This is a genomic window from Flavobacterium fluvii (assembly GCF_900129545.1).
Taxonomy (GTDB): domain Bacteria; phylum Bacteroidota; class Bacteroidia; order Flavobacteriales; family Flavobacteriaceae; genus Flavobacterium; species Flavobacterium fluvii.
The window spans coordinates 21,286-36,778 of sequence record NZ_FQWB01000008.1 but is presented as its reverse complement, the minus strand read 5'-3'; the positions used below and the strand labels follow the sequence as shown (position 1 = coordinate 36,778).

The following is a 15,493-nucleotide window of genomic DNA, read 5'->3' as shown; positions in this document are numbered from 1 at the left end:
TTTGCGTGGAATATAGTGGCCAGCAGGAACGATGTTTGTCGATAAAGCAGAATCTTTCGCTCCATACTATTTCTGACATTTTTAGACCCTTCCTGAAAAACAAAACAAAGTCATTAACTATATATTAACAACTTATATGTGCAAATTAACCCTAATTTAATGACATTTGTATTTCAAAACCAAAATATGATTTCAAAGAAATTTTTTTATCTATTTGTGCTGTTTTTAAGCGCATTAGCTTCCTTTTCGCAAGACACGGGCTCAAGCGAAGCAGCGAAGCAAAAATTTACGCTAAGCGGAACCATTACCGATGCTAAAAGCAATGAAACCTTGATTGGAGTAAATATTTCCATCCCTGAATTAAAAACTGGTGTGACCACCAATGAATACGGATTTTATTCGATAACGCTTCCCAAAGGAAACTACACCATACAAATCACTTATTTGGGCTTTCAAAATGTGGAGGAAAAAATACAACTAGTTCAAAATACCAAAAAGAATTTTAAACTTGGGAATAGCGAACAACAATTGGATGAAATCGTGGTAACCAGCAATAAAAAAAGCGCCAACATCAAAGCTCCCGAAATGAGCGTCAACAAACTCTCGATTGCGACCATCAAAAAAATGCCCGTGGTCTTGGGTGAAGCAGATGTTTTGAAATCCATTTTATTGCTTCCCGGAGTAACGAATGCCGGAGAAGGACAATCGGGTTTCAACGTTCGTGGCGGTGGTGCAGACCAAAATTTGGTTTTATTGGACGAAGCAACCATTTTCAATTCCTCCCACGTTTTTGGTTTTTTCTCGGTTTTCAATCCCGATGCCATCAAGGATTTAAAATTATACAAAGGTGGTATTCCGGCACATTATGGAGGAAGAGCCTCTTCGGTTTTGGATATTTACCAGAAAGAAGGCAACAGCAATACCTTTCACATGAATGGTGGAATCGGCTTAATTTCCAGTCGATTATTGGCAGAAGGTCCAATCGTGAAAGACAAAGGTTCGTTCCTCGTTGGAGGAAGAACATCCTATGCACACTTGTTCCTGATGTTGACCGACAACGAAAATTCTGCTTCCTTTTATGATTTGAACGCCAAATTAAATTACAAATTAAACGACAACAACAGCCTTTATGTTTCCGGTTATTTTGGAAGGGATTTTTTCAACATCAGCGAAGAATTCGAAAACACTTACGGCAACAGCACCTTCAATTTAAGATGGAATCATTTATTTTCCGAAAAACATTTCTCCAATTTATCCGCCATTTTTAGTGATTATTATTATGGTTTGACCCTGTCGTCAATTGGTTTTGATTGGCAATCTAGCATCAAAAACTTCAATTTTAAATACAATCTAAAATACTATTTGAACGACAAAATTAAATTGACCTATGGACTGAATACCATCTATTACAAATTCAATCCGGGAACCATCAAACCAATTGATTCCAATTCAATCATTAATTACAACCAATTGGACAAGAAAAATGCCTTTGAACCTTCGCTTTATGTGGAGGCAGAACATCAAGCCTCCCAAAAACTATCTTTTATGTATGGTTTGCGTTTCAGCATGTTTTACAGATTGGGACCGTCCAAAGTCAATTTATACGAAAACAACCAAGCGGTCACTTATAATGACCAACTCAAAATTTACGAAAAAGGAGTGCCTATTGGTTCCGTATCCTATGGTTACAATGACGTGGTTACTTCCTTTTCAAATCTGGAACCCCGTTTTTCCGGTTCCTATCTTTTAAACGAAGAATCTTCGATAAAAGCCAGCTATAATCGAATGGTGCAATACCTTCAATTGGTTTCGAACACCGCCTCGCCTACTCCCTTGGACATTTGGACACCCAGCGACCAATACATCAAACCGCAAATTGCAGATCAAGTCGCCGTTGGCTACTTCCGAAATTTCAAGGACGACATGTATTCCTTGGAAGTGGAAAGTTTTTACAAAGAAGTTAAAAACCGAATCGATTATATTGACGGTGCCGATTTAATCGCCAACAACGCCATCGAACAAGTCGTTCTCAACGGACAATTGAGAGCCTATGGACTGGAATTGATGCTGCGCAAAAACACCGGAAAAATGAATGGCTGGATTGCTTACACGCTATCCAATTCCGAGCAACAAACTCCCGGCAGGACTCCGAATGAATCGGGCATCAACAATGGAAATTGGTACAAATCCGGCTACCACAAATTACATAATTTGGCGATTACCACCACCTATAACCTGAATCCAAAATGGACATTTGGCGGTAATTTCATCATTCAATCCGGTCAACCCGTCACTTTTCCAAACGGCCAATACGAATACCAAGGCATAAATGTTCCCAGTTATGATGCCAGAAATGCAAACAACCTGCCTTTATACCACCATTTAGACCTGTCGGCGACTTATGTTCCTAAACCCGAGAAAAGAAAAGGCTGGCAAAGTGAATGGGTTTTTAGCGTTTACAACATCTATAATCGGAAAAATGCCGCTTCGATCAGCTTCAGGGAAAACCAAACTTCTGGTTCAAACGAAGCCGTCAAGTTGTCCATTTTTGGAGCAGTTCCATCGGTAAGTTATAATTTTAAATTCTAAGATCATGAAAATAATAAAATATATTCCCCTAGTCATTGCCTTATTTTTTCTTGTGAGTTGCGAGGAAGTCATCAATGTCGATTTGAATACTGCTCCTCCCAGATTAGTAATCGACGCCGCCATCAATTGGAGAAAAGGAACAAACGGTTCGTCCCAAAAAATAATATTGTCCACCACGACTGGTTTTTACAGCAATGTGATTCCAAAAGTGTCCGGCGCCACGGTTTCCATAAAAAACAGTAAAAATGTCAATTATATATTTACCGAAATTCCCAATACTGGCGAATACCGCTGCACTAATTTCCAACCCATCATTTATGAAACCTATGTTTTAACTGTAGTCTATAACGGAGAAACCTACACGGCGAGCGAAACGATGCAATCCGTCACTCCAATGTATGCCATTCAACAAGATCAAAACGGCGGTTTTTCTGGTAAAGATTACCAAATCAAAGTTACATTCGATGACCCACCAGTCAAAAATTTCTACATGGTACAATTCTTTCCGGACTTCTATAAATCACCCAGTTACCAAGTGATTGGAGATGAATTCACAAACGGAAATCGAAAATCTTGGTCCTTCAGCGACGAAGATTTGAAACAAGGCACGAAAATCGCCATAACCCATTACGGCATTTCGGAAGCCTATTACAACTATATGAACAAACTCATTTCCGTAGCCGGCAGTTCCGACGGAGGAAGCCCTTTTCAAACCCCACCGGCAACCGTGAGAGGCAACATTGTCAATCAGACGAACATCGACAACTATGCTTTGGGTTATTTTTCCTTGAACGAAGTCGATTTTAAAAATTATGTAATTGAATAAAAGCCAATCCGTGAAGATTTCAGAATGCCAATTTTAGGTTTTAGATTTTTCATACATTTACAAAAAATCTAAAACCTCCATGTCTTCACACCATATCGTCCGCGATGACCAAGAACCGGCTTTAATCATTGCCAACGGCGCTTCCTGCAATCCCGAATTATTGGGACAATTACTCGAATGGTCGCCATTGGTAATTGTGCTTGACTCGGCAATGGATCGTGTTTTGGAATTGGGCATAAAAGTAGATGTTTTGCTGGGCGATTTCGACCGAGGTTTCGACCCCAATTATTACAAGGAAAAACAATATCCATTGGAAATTGTACACACTCCAGACCAAAACAAAACCGATTTGGAGAAAGCATTCGATTATCTGGTCGAACGAAAAATTCCTGCCGTAAACGTGGTTTGGGCAACCGGAAAACGTGCCGACCACACCATAACCAATATCACCAATATCACTCGTTACAGGGATTTAATAAAAATCGTGGTACTCGACGACCATTCCAAAGTGTTTTTATTGCCCAAAAAATTCGAGAAATGGTATCCTGCCAACACCCCACTTTCCTTGATTCCCATTGGTCACGTAACGGGAATCCATTCTGAAAACCTCTTTTATCCTTTGGTAAATGATACTTTGACCATTGGTTACAGAACCGGAAGCAGCAACCACGTAAAAAAAGACGGATTGGTTGTCATAGAGCACGACCAAGGCGATTTATTGCTGATGGAATGCTGGGATTAAGATTCAGACAGCAGGTGGCAGAACGCAGATTTAAGTTATTGTAAAAGACAATCTATTTTTTTATCAATATAAAACCTGCAAACTCCAAGCTGCCATCTGAAATCTGCTATCTGAAACCTGCATCCTAATATCACTATAAATCAACTATCTTTGCATCGAATTTAAGAAAATGAAATTGAAAACGATTATCGAAAAAACGAATTTACATCCCAGAAATCAACATCGATTGGGATATAATTTTGAAGAATTAATTGCTGCTTGTCCTGAACTTCAAAACTTTGTGGCGGTCAATGAACACAACATAACAACCATTGATTTTAGTAATCCCCAAGCCGTAAAAGAACTCAACAAAGCCTTGCTGATTGCCGATTACGACATCCAAAATTGGGATATTCCGGAAAATTATCTTTGCCCTCCCATTCCCGGCCGCGTGGATTACATACATTATATCGCCGATTTATTGGCTTCCAACAACAACGGCATAATTCCCGAAGGCGAAAATGTGCAAGTGCTGGATATTGGCATTGGCGCCAATTGCATTTATCCCATATTGGGAAATTCCGTTTACGGTTGGTCTTTCGTTGGAACAGAAATTGACGAAAAAGCCATTCAAAACTGCAAAAAAATCATTGAAGCCAATCCAAAATTAATCGACTTCATCAGCTTGCAACAGCAAACGGAATCACGTTTTATTTTCAAAAACATCATCACGCCCGAAGACCGGTTTTCGCTCACGATTTGCAACCCCCCGTTTCATAATTCCCAGGAAGAAGCCACAAAATCATCCATTCGCAAAGTCAACAACCTCGAAAATACGCGAACGAAAAAACCAGTCCTTAATTTTGGCGGTCAAAATGCCGAATTATGGTGTGAAGGCGGCGAACTGGGTTTCATCACCCAAATGATTTTTGAAAGTGCCAAATACCCGATGCAATGTCTTTGGTTCACGACCTTGGTTTCCAAAAAAGAAAACCTTTCCAGTTTATACAAAACCCTGAACAAAGTAAATGTGGTCGAAGTAAAAACCATTGATATGGCGCAAGGCCAGAAAACCAGCCGAATCTTGGCTTGGACTTTCCAATCGGAAACGCAACAGAGGAATTGGAAGTTTGAATTAAATCTTTAATTGATTGAACAACATAACTGATACAAACAAATTAAAGTAATATTCAACAACATATGAAATACTTAAAAATAATTTGCTTTTTACTAATTTCACTCAACGCCAAAAGTCAAAACGTATATAAAACACCTTCGGGTGCGAAATATCATATGGCAACGTGTCGTATGGTAAATAATGTTTCGCAGGAAATGACTTTAACGGATGCTGTAGCAATAGGCTTAGCTCCTTGTAAAATTTGTAAGCCGCCAATTATTGAAAGTTCATACACAACATCTCCAAAAAAAGCCAAAGGAGAATCCAAGACGGTTCAATGTATGGGAACAACAAAAGCGGGAAACAGGTGTAAGCATATGACAAACATTGCCAACGGATATTGTTTCCAGCACAACCCAGACAAAATTTAACTCATATATTCAAACTCCCCGAAGTCTTTCTCAAAAACAAGAATCCACAAGTTGAAATTATTATACTTTAAATTAGAATTCCAATACTCTTTACTTGCATTTTATAGTATTTTTACATTTAATTGAAATTTATTTTTATGCCAAAATTAGTACTCCAACTTCTTGTGATAGTTTTATTATCGGCTTGCACTTCTTCAAAAAAAGTAAAATTTGACGACTATATTTTTAAAACTAAATCGGAGAAACAATCTTATATCAAGTCATACGATAAATCACTTGAAATATTGAATGTTCCTTATATGGAAGAGGACATAAAAACCAGTTATGGAATTGCTCATGTTATAATAGCCGGTCCTAAAAACGGAAAAGATTTGGTTTTGCTTCATGGAATGGATGCCAGTTCAACCATGTGGTATCCAAACATAAAAGCATTAGCCAAAAATTATCGTGTTTTTGCCATCGATAATTTAATGGAGCCCAGCAAATCCACTTTAACATCAAAACCTCTTTCCGTTGAAGAAATAGTCATTTGGTACAACGAGATTTTCAATCATTACAAATTAAAAAATTTTGATATAATTGGAGCTTCCCGAGGAGGTTGGTTGGCTACATTGTTGACCGTCCAAAAAAACAGCGAAATTGACAAACTGGTATTGTTAAGTCCTGCACAAACTTTTAAAAATGTGGACCAGAAAAGAAAAGCATCAGCGGCATTGTTTCTGAAATTTTTTCCCAACAAGAAAAAACTAAAAAAAACACTGGACGCATTTGCCTATTATCCTGATAAAATCAGCCCTGTATATAAAAACCAATTTTATCTGGCTAATAAATATTCAAAATCCAATATCAGCTTCTTGCAAATGCTGCCTTTCACTGATGACGAATTAAAAAAAATAAAAAATCCTGTTTTAGTACTTATTGGCGACCATGACGTAATCAATTCTGAAGATAGTTTATTGCGTGCCGACGAATTTTTAAGCAATGGCAAAACGGAAACCATCAAGAATGCGGGACATTTTTTGAGTATGGATCAATCCAAAGAAGTAAATGAAGCCATTCTGGATTTTTTAAAATAAACCCAAATAGCACTTATTTTCATCAATCTGACTGAAAGAACGCATTCTCAGAAATTGTAATCTTTTGCGTTTTACTTTGTAACTTTGTCATTCTGAATAATAGTAAATGAAATTCCAAGTTATATCCGATTACAAGCCCAAAGGCGACCAACCGCAAGCCATTGAAAAATTGACTCAAGGCATTGAGGCGGGTGAACAATACCAAACTTTGTTGGGTGTAACCGGTTCAGGAAAAACCTTTACCGTTGCCAATGTCATTCAGGAGGTGCAAAAGCCAACATTGATTTTGGCACACAACAAAACCTTGGCGGCGCAATTGTATTCGGAGTTCAAACAATTTTTCCCGAATAATGCCGTGGAATATTTCGTTTCCTACTACGATTATTACCAGCCCGAAGCCTTTATGCCGGTTTCGGGAGTATTCATCGAAAAGGATTTATCCATCAACGAAGAGCTGGAAAAAATGCGTTTGAGCACCACTTCTTCCCTACTTTCGGGACGAAGAGACATTATTGTTGTGGCATCGGTTTCCTGTATTTACGGTATTGGAAATCCCGTTGAATTTCAAAAGAATGTCATTGCGATTGAGAAAGACCAAGTGATTTCCCGTACCAAATTGTTGCATAGTCTGGTGCAGAGTTTATATTCCAGAACCGAAGCCGATTTCAATCCCGGAAACTTCAGAATAAAAGGCGACACACTCGAAGTCTACCCAAGCTATGCCGATGATGCGTTCCGAATTCATTTTTTTGGAGACGAAATCGAAGAAATAGAAAGCTTTGACATCAAAACTTCCCAGGTTATAGAGCGATTTGAACAGCTTACCATTTATCCTGCGAATATGTTCGTCACTTCTCCTGATGTGTTGCAGGGCGCCATATGGCAAATACAACAGGATTTGGTCAAACAAGTCGATTATTTCAAGGAAATTGGCAAACATCTCGAAGCCAAAAGACTGGAAGAACGCACCAATTTCGATTTGGAAATGATTCGAGAACTGGGTTATTGTTCCGGAATTGAAAACTATTCCCGCTACCTTGACGGAAGAGAAGCCGGCACAAGACCTTTCTGTTTACTAGATTATTTCCCGAAAGATTATTTGATGGTCGTGGACGAAAGTCACGTTACCTTATCACAAGTGCAAGCCATGTATGGTGGCGACCGTTCCCGAAAAGAAAATCTGGTAGAATATGGTTTCCGACTTCCCGCTGCCATGGACAACCGTCCGTTGAAATTTGATGAATTTGAGGCAATGCAAAACCAGGTCATTTATGTTTCGGCAACACCAGCCGATTATGAATTGCAAAAATGCGATGGTGTTTATGTGGAACAAGTCATTCGCCCAACGGGACTATTGGATCCCATTATTGAAATTCGCCCAAGCCTAAACCAAATCGATGATTTGATAGAAGAAATCCAAACCCGAGCCGAGATTGACGAACGGGTTTTGGTCACTACTTTAACCAAAAGAATGGCTGAAGAATTGGCAAAATATCTGGATAAAGTTTCCATTCGCTGTCGTTATATTCATTCGGATGTGGATACATTGGAACGCATAGAAATCATGCAGGATTTGCGAAAAGGATTATTCGACGTTTTGATTGGCGTGAATTTACTGCGAGAAGGATTGGATTTACCCGAAGTTTCCTTGGTAGCCATTCTCGATGCCGACAAAGAAGGATTTTTGAGAAGTCATCGTTCACTAACCCAAACCATTGGTCGTGCAGCTAGAAACCTAAATGGAAAAGCGATAATGTATGCCGACAAGATTACGGCAAGCATGCAAAAAACCATTGACGAAACCAATTACCGCAGGACCAAACAAATCAATTTCAATACCGAGAACAACCAGGTTCCTGTTGCCTTAAACAAAAAAATTGAAAGTGCGTTTACCAATAACAAATTGGTAGAATACGAATTGGGACATATTTTGAACACGGCCGCCGAACCCGAAACAGCCTATTTATCCAAACCTGAAATCGAAAAATTGATTCGTGAAAAACGAAAATCGATGGAGAAAGCCGCCAAAGAGCTAGATTTTATGCAGGCTGCAAAACTTCGTGATGCCATTAAAGCCTTGCAGGAACAATTGGCATAAAATTATTTTTACTCTCAATAGGAAAAAAGTAAAACTAACAATATGAAGCTTGTCAATAATTTCTCCTTAAATAAAATCACAAAATAATCTTATTTAAAATACTTTAACTAATAAAAAAATATTAAGTTTATATTGATTTAAGAAATTGATGAAAAAATCATTAAAAACTATAAATGGAAAAAGAAAGAACATTATGGTCTAATTTCATAAATTGGTTATCTTCCAGACCCAAGTTTTCAGGGTTTTTACTTTTTTTTTTTCTTAGTTTCGGTACTATTACCGTTAGTTTCCTTCGAAATCAAATTCTGAAAGAACAGGAACAAAAAGAAATGATTTACATTCTGGAAGAGGTTCATCAAAATATTGAACAATCCCTAAAAAACTGTTACACTACCTCTGTTTCCCTTGCCCTGACTCTTAATAACGATGGTATTCCCCAAAATTTTGACACAATTGGCAAGCGGCTTGTAGAGTCTAATCCTATTGTCAGTGTAGTTGAACTAGTTCCAAATGGAGTCATAAAGTACATCTATCCTTTGGAAGGCAATAAAAAGGCCATGAATTTGAATCTTTTAGACTCAAAAGATCTCAGAATAGAGGCGGAAAAATCTGTTGAAACCCAAAAAATTTATTTCGCCGGGCCTTTCAAATTAAGACAGGACGGAATTGGCATTGTAGGCAGACTCCCTATTTACCACAACAACAAGTTTTGGGGATTTACGGCAGTTATCATCAAATTGGAAACTTTATTGAAATTTTCGGGAATTGATGCTGTTGACCAAACCAACTATTATTTCCAACTTTCGAAGAAGAATCCAAATACTTCCAAAGAACAATTTTTTCTTCCTGAAATAACCGATTTATCAAAAAGTTATTATGTGTCCAAACCCATAAATGACAGTGACAGCGTACTTTATTTGGTTGCAAAAAAACAACATATTATATACACTCCTGTTCTATTGAGTGCCATTTTATGTTTTATCATAGCGATATTGTTTGGCTTCTTGACAACAAAATTATTGAAAAAACCCCAAGAGTTGGGGGTTTTGTTAAAAGAACAAGAAACAAGACTCTTAAAAAACGAAATGAAATTCAAGTCGGTTTTTGACCAATCTACCATAGGTTTTGCAATTATAGATTTTAATACTGTCGAATTATTGGAAGCCAACAAGAAATTCATTGAAATGCTGGGTTATACATTGGAAGAAATTAAATCGATGGGAGTCTTGAATTTAATTCTTCCAGAAGATGTGGATAGCGACAGATCATCGACTTTAAAAAAACTTTACGATGGGCAAATTACGGAATATTTCTCCGAAAAAAGATACTTGACTAAATCTGGAAAGCATATTTGGGTAAACTTGACCATTTACCCATTGAAAGAAAACGACGACAAACCTACCAGTCATATTGCTTTCATTAAGGACATCACCGCCGACAGAGAAGCCCGAGAAGACTTAAAGAACACCCTGCAATTAGTTACAGAACAGAATAAAAGACTTTTAAATTTTTCTTATATCGTTTCTCATAATTTGAGATCACATACCAGCAATATTGAGTCAATTATTGATTTAATTGATTCGGCAGAATCAGAAGACGAACGAAAGGAAATGATGAGTTTGCTTAAATCCGTTTCCATTTCGCTGGATGAAACAATGAATCATCTCAACAAAGTAGTAAACATAAACACCAATATGAGTTTAACGATAACTCCTTTGAACTTGAAAGAATATATTGAAAAAGCGCAGGATATTCTATCTGAACAAATCAAATTAAACGGAGCCACATTTGTCTTGGACTTCCCTGAAAATACAACGATAAATTATAATTCGGCATACCTTGAAAGCATTCTTTACAATTTAATTTCGAATGCCGTTCGCTATAGACATCCTGAACGAAAACCAATTGTAACCATAAAAGCATACGTAGAAAACGATAAAAATGTCGTTGAAGTTTCAGACAACGGGATTGGAATCGACCTGAAAAAGAATGGCGACAAAATTTTCGGCATGTACAAAACATTCCACAACAATTCAGACGCAAGAGGAATTGGTCTTTTCATAACCAGCAATCAAGTTCAAAGCATGGGTGGAACAATAACCGTAGACAGTATTCCTGATGTTGGGACAACATTTAAAATTTATTCTAAATGAAAAAGATAATCTGGGTCATAGATGATGATTTTATTTACCAAACAATCATCAAAAAATTAATTCAAAAATCAGAAGTGTATTCCGAGAGTTTTCCATTCCCAAATGGAAATGAAGCCATTAATGCTTTAAAAAAAATATTGGAAGGAGACAACAACAACAATTTTCCAGACATTATTTTACTGGACATCAATATGCCTATTCTCGATGGTTGGGAATTTATGGATGAATTTCAATCCCTAAAATCAAAAATCAACAAAAAAATCAACATCTATATCGTAAGTTCTTCCATTGCTGTCGAAGACAAAAAAAAGGCCGAAAGCTACGGCGAAATTATGAGATATATGAGCAAACCTGTTTCCGTGGATGTATTGGTTGAATTGGCTTCAAAAGAATAAGCACCAAAATTAATTATGCTGTTCCCGAAAAATTTTCAATAATACTTCTGGATCAATTATTGGAGTTGCCCCCTTTTTCATGATTTTCAGAATGCGTTTGGTTGCCACCGGATTCAACCCCATATTAAGGGCAATTTGTTGAATGGCACTATCTTCTTTAATGTGCAAAACACCGTCAATGTGCATCAATAAAGCCAAACGATAAAATTGTTGTATACGTCCAAACTCTGATTTTATGAGTACTTGCGGTAATTCTTGGTGGAATAAATCTTTAAAAACATCCTTCTCGATTTGGAGTTCTTGAGCCACAATGGACAAAAACTCGTATTCTCTTTTGTGCAACTGCCCATCAACAGTTGAAAAAGCGATCATTTCTAAAAGTAAACTTCTTTTTTCCTCGAAACTGTTCATCGAATTATTATTTTTAGCTAAAATACAAAAATCCATAATAATGATTCGAAAACTTATTGTTAGATGCGAACATGATTCCCAACATAAACAAAATGGATCATTTACTTGCCGAAAAACGATGTGAATGCCAACACCTAAACCAAAAAAGGATGTTCAAAGGCGGATAACATAACGAAAAAATATGGCGAGATGGATTTGTAAAAGCGTATCTTTGGCTTTTTTAATGCAAATTGCAAAAATCAAAACTATTGTCACCCTGAACTCAGTAGATGGGCTAAACTTTAAATCATAAAAAATGACAAACAACGATATATTCAAAAAACTCCGAGTAGCCCTGATGCTACGTGACGACCAAATAGTGGAAATTTTGGAATTAGTGGATTTTCGAATTTCAAAAACAGAATTGAGTGCTTTTTTCCGTGCCGAAGATCACGAAAATTATGTGGAATGTGGTGATCAAGTCTTGCGTAATTTCCTCAATGGACTCGTAATTCATCTTCGTGGCACAAAGGAAAATCCTAAAAATCCAACAGCGGTTTTGGCTAAACATAAAGCCGAAATTCCCGTAAAAGAAGGACAAAAAGAAAGAACCGAATTTAAGGCAAAACCAAAAGACGAAGAAAGAGCCAGAGGCGATCAAAAGCCGGGACAAAAAAGTACGGCGGCAAAAAAGAAACCTTTCAAAAAACCGGCTCCCAAAGTTCAAGTAGTCGAGAAAGTGAAATTCAATTTTGGAAAAAACAAGAAATCGTAAGACAACGAATAGTTTGCGAATACCGTCCTACTCAAAATATAGGACAACGATAATTGATTAACCTGAATGAAAGTTCAGGTTTTTTTATGCCTAAAATTCACGGCATCCAAACATCATTTGCAACCAACTCTTTTTAATGATATGTGGTGTAAACTAATGTTTTTTATTAAATTTGACATACACCCATCTAATAATATCCAATTGAAATAGTAAAAAAAACAACCTTTCTTAATTCATTTCCATCAAGTGTTGGATCCAGGGACAAATAAACGGGATGGAACCATTTTTTAAATAATTACAGAAAAGCCAAGCACAAAAAAGTAAACAAAAAATATAACTGAAGCCATGTTAAATTTCACCATTCAGAAGATCAAGCCTGTCAAAATGAATAACGGCACTAATTGGAGAACTATTTTTATTTTTTTTACCCTAATTTCCTGTCTTTCGATTGCTGCCCAATCCACCAAAAAAGAAATAGATTCCACGACCCATAAAATTGGAATCAAAAATAGTCTAAACCAGATTGCACTTGAAAAGAAAGCCGAAAATGACAAGAAGGAAAGTCAGGAAAAATACATCACTTACCAAAAAATCCAAAAACAAAACAAAACTTTCAATTTGATTGAATTGCAAGTCCAGAATGCGAAGTTTCTTTTGGACAAAGGATTTGCTTACAAGGACATTACCGAAGAAATCCACCAATTGAAAGAATGGGAAGAATTTGCCGTTAAGGGAATTATTGGAAAACAATTCAAGGTTTTGACTGACAGAAATCTGAATTCCACTTCAATTCTACTAGATGAATTGTTAAAACGCACCAGTAATCGTTTGGAGAAAATAAGTATTGAAAACAATGAACTCAGCAAAACACAAGAAAAAATTGATTCATTGGTGGCTGATAAAAATCTGTATTTTGTTCCAACAGATTCAGTGGCCAGGGAAATTTATCGCCTGAATTCTTTGAAGATGAGTTCCGACATTGACATGGTTTCTGAAAGATTGAAAAATGCCGTGGACAGCATTCAAACATTAAAAATTTTGGGAGACCAATTGAAATATAAAATTGAATCGGATATTATAGAAAACGACAGACTCAGACAATTGGAACTTGACCAATTATTCACTAAAAAAGTGGCTGTTTTTGAGCGCCCGAACATCAAAACATTAATGATTCAAGATCCTTTGGCTTTTTCCATTAAAACAAACAATTTGGTCTTTTATTTTTATATCATAAATAATATCAATTCTATTGTTGCTATGCTGGTTTTAATAATCGGTTTAGGGATATATTTTAGATTACAAAAGAGGAAATTCCTAAATTTAGGCTATGAAAAGAACATGTTGATTGACGTTCATTTCCTAAACAACCCTTTTGCATCGGCTATTTTGGTAGGATTGAGTTTATACCAATTTGTTCTTCCCATGCCTCCGCTAATTTTTTCTATCATAATCTGGACAACATCGACCATTTCATTGACCATAATGATGTGGAAATCGATTACCAAGATATTCGTATGGAAAATCTGGATTGCCATTTTTGTATTGAATTTAATGGCATTGTTTGATCTCATCATTCTAATCCACTTTGTAGGGGAATCTTATTTAATTTTGGCGATAAATACTTTGGGCATTTCAATAGGGATTTATGCATTTATAAATAGAGATCAAATTCAAAGAAAAATTTATTTATGGTATATCCTTTTAGCGGCAACCATTCAAATTTTCTCCTTTTACTTCTTGGTAAACGGTCATTACAATCTAGGTAAATTTTTAATGACCAAAGCTGTGTATACAGTCGTGGTAGTTTTTGCCCTTTACACTACCTTCGTTATTGTCAAGGAGATTGGCCTGATGAACAAAATTTTGAATGAAGTTGATGAAGATAAGCCGAAACAAACCATAAAAAGTATTCCCCATCAATTTTCCATTGGGTTTTATCTGTTGATTTTTGTTTGTTGTTTTTTGCTGATGGTCAGAAACACGTTTACTTTTCAAAATATTGTTGAACCTTTCAGAAATTCCATTTCGGAACCACGAAGCATTGGAAACATTTCGTTTACTTATCAAAACATTGTGACATTTATTCTCGTGATTCTATTGTCTAGTTTTATTTCAAAAGTGGTTTCTTTTTTAGCTTCCGAAAGTCAAATCATCAACACTAAAAACAAGACAAAAGATTTTGGCAGCTGGTTGTTTTTATCCCGAATAGCCATAGTAACTTTAGGTGTTCTGGTGGCATTCGCATCAGCAGGAATCCCCTTGGACAGAATAACATTAATCATCAGTGCCTTGGGAGTTGGTATCGGTTTTGGCATGCAAAGCCTGGTCAATAATTTAATAAGCGGGCTCATCATAGCCTTTGAAAAGCCGGTAAGTATAAACGACATTATTGAGGTTGGCACTCAATCCGGAAAAATGAAATCCATAGGCATACGAAGTAGCGTGGTCACAACATATGACGGAGCTGACGTGATTATTCCAAACGGGGAACTTTTGAATCAAAATTTAACCAATTGGACACTCGGAAGCAGTACCCGCAGATCTGAAATTCGATTTGGGGTGGCTTATGGAACCGATTTGGAATTATTGCAAAATTTACTTTTTGAAATCTTGAAAAAAAACAAAAATGTACTCATGAAACCAATACCGGGAATATGGTTCACTAAATTTGGCGACAGCTCGATTGACATAGTTTTAAAATACTGGATTAAGCACTTTGAATTCGATAACGACACCAGAAGTGAATTGATAATTGCCATTGACAAAAAATTAAAAGAAAACAATATCGTCATACCATTTGCCCAACATGACATACGCATTATAAATACGGACATCGAACCCAAAACTGAAACTTGAAAATTTCAGAATATAGTTTAAAAGCAAAAAAGCAGTGGTAAATAAAAATTCACTACTGCTTTTTTA

Annotated in this window: 12 protein-coding genes; 11 read left to right on the top strand and 1 reads right to left on the bottom strand. The window is 36.6% G+C overall.

Features of this window, described 5'->3' with window-relative positions:
• Positions 1-186 precede the first annotated feature (186 nt).
• The 9 genes from BUC16_RS15125 (at position 187) to BUC16_RS15085 (ending at position 11,406) form a co-directional block, all read left to right on the top strand.
• Positions 187-2,589 (top strand): TonB-dependent receptor, encoded by a 2,403-nt coding sequence (locus BUC16_RS15125; RefSeq protein WP_073371653.1) that lies wholly within the window; start codon positions 187-189, stop codon positions 2,587-2,589.
• A gap of 4 nt (positions 2,590-2,593) precedes the next feature.
• Positions 2,594-3,415: a DUF4249 domain-containing protein gene (locus tag BUC16_RS15120; RefSeq protein WP_073371652.1), complete on the top strand. Its 822-nt coding sequence runs from the start codon at positions 2,594-2,596 to the stop codon at positions 3,413-3,415.
• Positions 3,416-3,494: 79 nt separating this feature from the next.
• Positions 3,495-4,157: a thiamine diphosphokinase gene (locus tag BUC16_RS15115; RefSeq protein WP_073371651.1), complete on the top strand. Its 663-nt coding sequence runs from the start codon at positions 3,495-3,497 to the stop codon at positions 4,155-4,157.
• A gap of 169 nt (positions 4,158-4,326) precedes the next feature.
• Positions 4,327-5,283, top strand: a complete 957-nt coding sequence (gene rlmF / locus BUC16_RS15110) for a 23S rRNA (adenine(1618)-N(6))-methyltransferase RlmF (protein WP_073371650.1) — start codon at positions 4,327-4,329, stop codon at positions 5,281-5,283.
• A 53-nt stretch (positions 5,284-5,336) separates the two neighbouring features.
• Positions 5,337-5,684, top strand: a complete 348-nt coding sequence (locus tag BUC16_RS15105; RefSeq protein ID WP_073371649.1) for a DUF5763 domain-containing protein — start codon at positions 5,337-5,339, stop codon at positions 5,682-5,684.
• A gap of 137 nt (positions 5,685-5,821) precedes the next feature.
• Complete coding sequence (locus BUC16_RS15100) at positions 5,822-6,760, top strand: alpha/beta fold hydrolase (RefSeq protein ID WP_073371648.1); 939 nt, start codon at positions 5,822-5,824, stop codon at positions 6,758-6,760.
• Between the two features lie 106 nt (positions 6,761-6,866).
• On the top strand, positions 6,867-8,858 hold the full coding sequence (gene uvrB, locus BUC16_RS15095; RefSeq protein WP_073371647.1) for an excinuclease ABC subunit UvrB: 1,992 nt from the start codon (positions 6,867-6,869) through the stop codon (positions 8,856-8,858).
• 173 nt (positions 8,859-9,031) lie between these two features.
• A complete protein-coding gene (locus tag BUC16_RS15090; RefSeq protein WP_073371646.1) occupies positions 9,032-11,011 on the top strand; it encodes a PAS domain S-box protein in 1,980 nt (659 codons plus the stop codon).
• The gene (locus BUC16_RS15085) at positions 11,008-11,406 is read left to right on the top strand and encodes a response regulator (RefSeq protein WP_073371645.1); all 399 of its coding nucleotides are present in this window, start codon (positions 11,008-11,010) and stop codon (positions 11,404-11,406) included. Before BUC16_RS15090 ends, BUC16_RS15085 begins: the two co-directional genes overlap by 4 nt.
• A 9-nt stretch (positions 11,407-11,415) precedes the next feature.
• Here the strand turns inward: BUC16_RS15085 and BUC16_RS15080 are convergent, their stop codons facing one another.
• Positions 11,416-11,817, bottom strand: coding sequence for an excinuclease ABC subunit B (locus BUC16_RS15080; protein WP_073371644.1), 402 nt, complete (start codon positions 11,815-11,817; stop codon positions 11,416-11,418).
• A 295-nt stretch (positions 11,818-12,112) separates the two neighbouring features.
• Here BUC16_RS15080 and BUC16_RS15075 point away from each other — a divergent pair, with 295 nt between their 5' ends.
• Entirely contained in the window at positions 12,113-12,571 is a 459-nt protein-coding gene (locus tag BUC16_RS15075) for a DUF1456 family protein (protein ID WP_073371643.1), read from the top strand.
• Between the two features lie 345 nt (positions 12,572-12,916).
• Complete coding sequence (locus BUC16_RS15070; RefSeq protein ID WP_084546286.1) at positions 12,917-15,427, top strand: mechanosensitive ion channel family protein; 2,511 nt, start codon at positions 12,917-12,919, stop codon at positions 15,425-15,427.
• Positions 15,428-15,493 lie beyond the last annotated feature (66 nt).

Coding starts and splice junctions, on each gene's coding strand:
- BUC16_RS15125 (WP_073371653.1), top strand. CDS start 187: ATGATTTCAAAGAAATTTTTTTATCTATTTGTGCTGTTTTTAAGCGCA.
- BUC16_RS15120 (WP_073371652.1), top strand. CDS start 2,594: ATGAAAATAATAAAATATATTCCCCTAGTCATTGCCTTATTTTTTCTT.
- BUC16_RS15115 (WP_073371651.1), top strand. CDS start 3,495: ATGTCTTCACACCATATCGTCCGCGATGACCAAGAACCGGCTTTAATC.
- rlmF (WP_073371650.1), top strand. CDS start 4,327: ATGAAATTGAAAACGATTATCGAAAAAACGAATTTACATCCCAGAAAT.
- BUC16_RS15105 (WP_073371649.1), top strand. CDS start 5,337: ATGAAATACTTAAAAATAATTTGCTTTTTACTAATTTCACTCAACGCC.
- BUC16_RS15100 (WP_073371648.1), top strand. CDS start 5,822: ATGCCAAAATTAGTACTCCAACTTCTTGTGATAGTTTTATTATCGGCT.
- uvrB (WP_073371647.1), top strand. CDS start 6,867: ATGAAATTCCAAGTTATATCCGATTACAAGCCCAAAGGCGACCAACCG.
- BUC16_RS15090 (WP_073371646.1), top strand. CDS start 9,032: ATGGAAAAAGAAAGAACATTATGGTCTAATTTCATAAATTGGTTATCT.
- BUC16_RS15085 (WP_073371645.1), top strand. CDS start 11,008: ATGAAAAAGATAATCTGGGTCATAGATGATGATTTTATTTACCAAACA.
- BUC16_RS15080 (WP_073371644.1), bottom strand. CDS start 11,817: ATGAACAGTTTCGAGGAAAAAAGAAGTTTACTTTTAGAAATGATCGCT.
- BUC16_RS15075 (WP_073371643.1), top strand. CDS start 12,113: ATGACAAACAACGATATATTCAAAAAACTCCGAGTAGCCCTGATGCTA.
- BUC16_RS15070 (WP_084546286.1), top strand. CDS start 12,917: ATGTTAAATTTCACCATTCAGAAGATCAAGCCTGTCAAAATGAATAAC.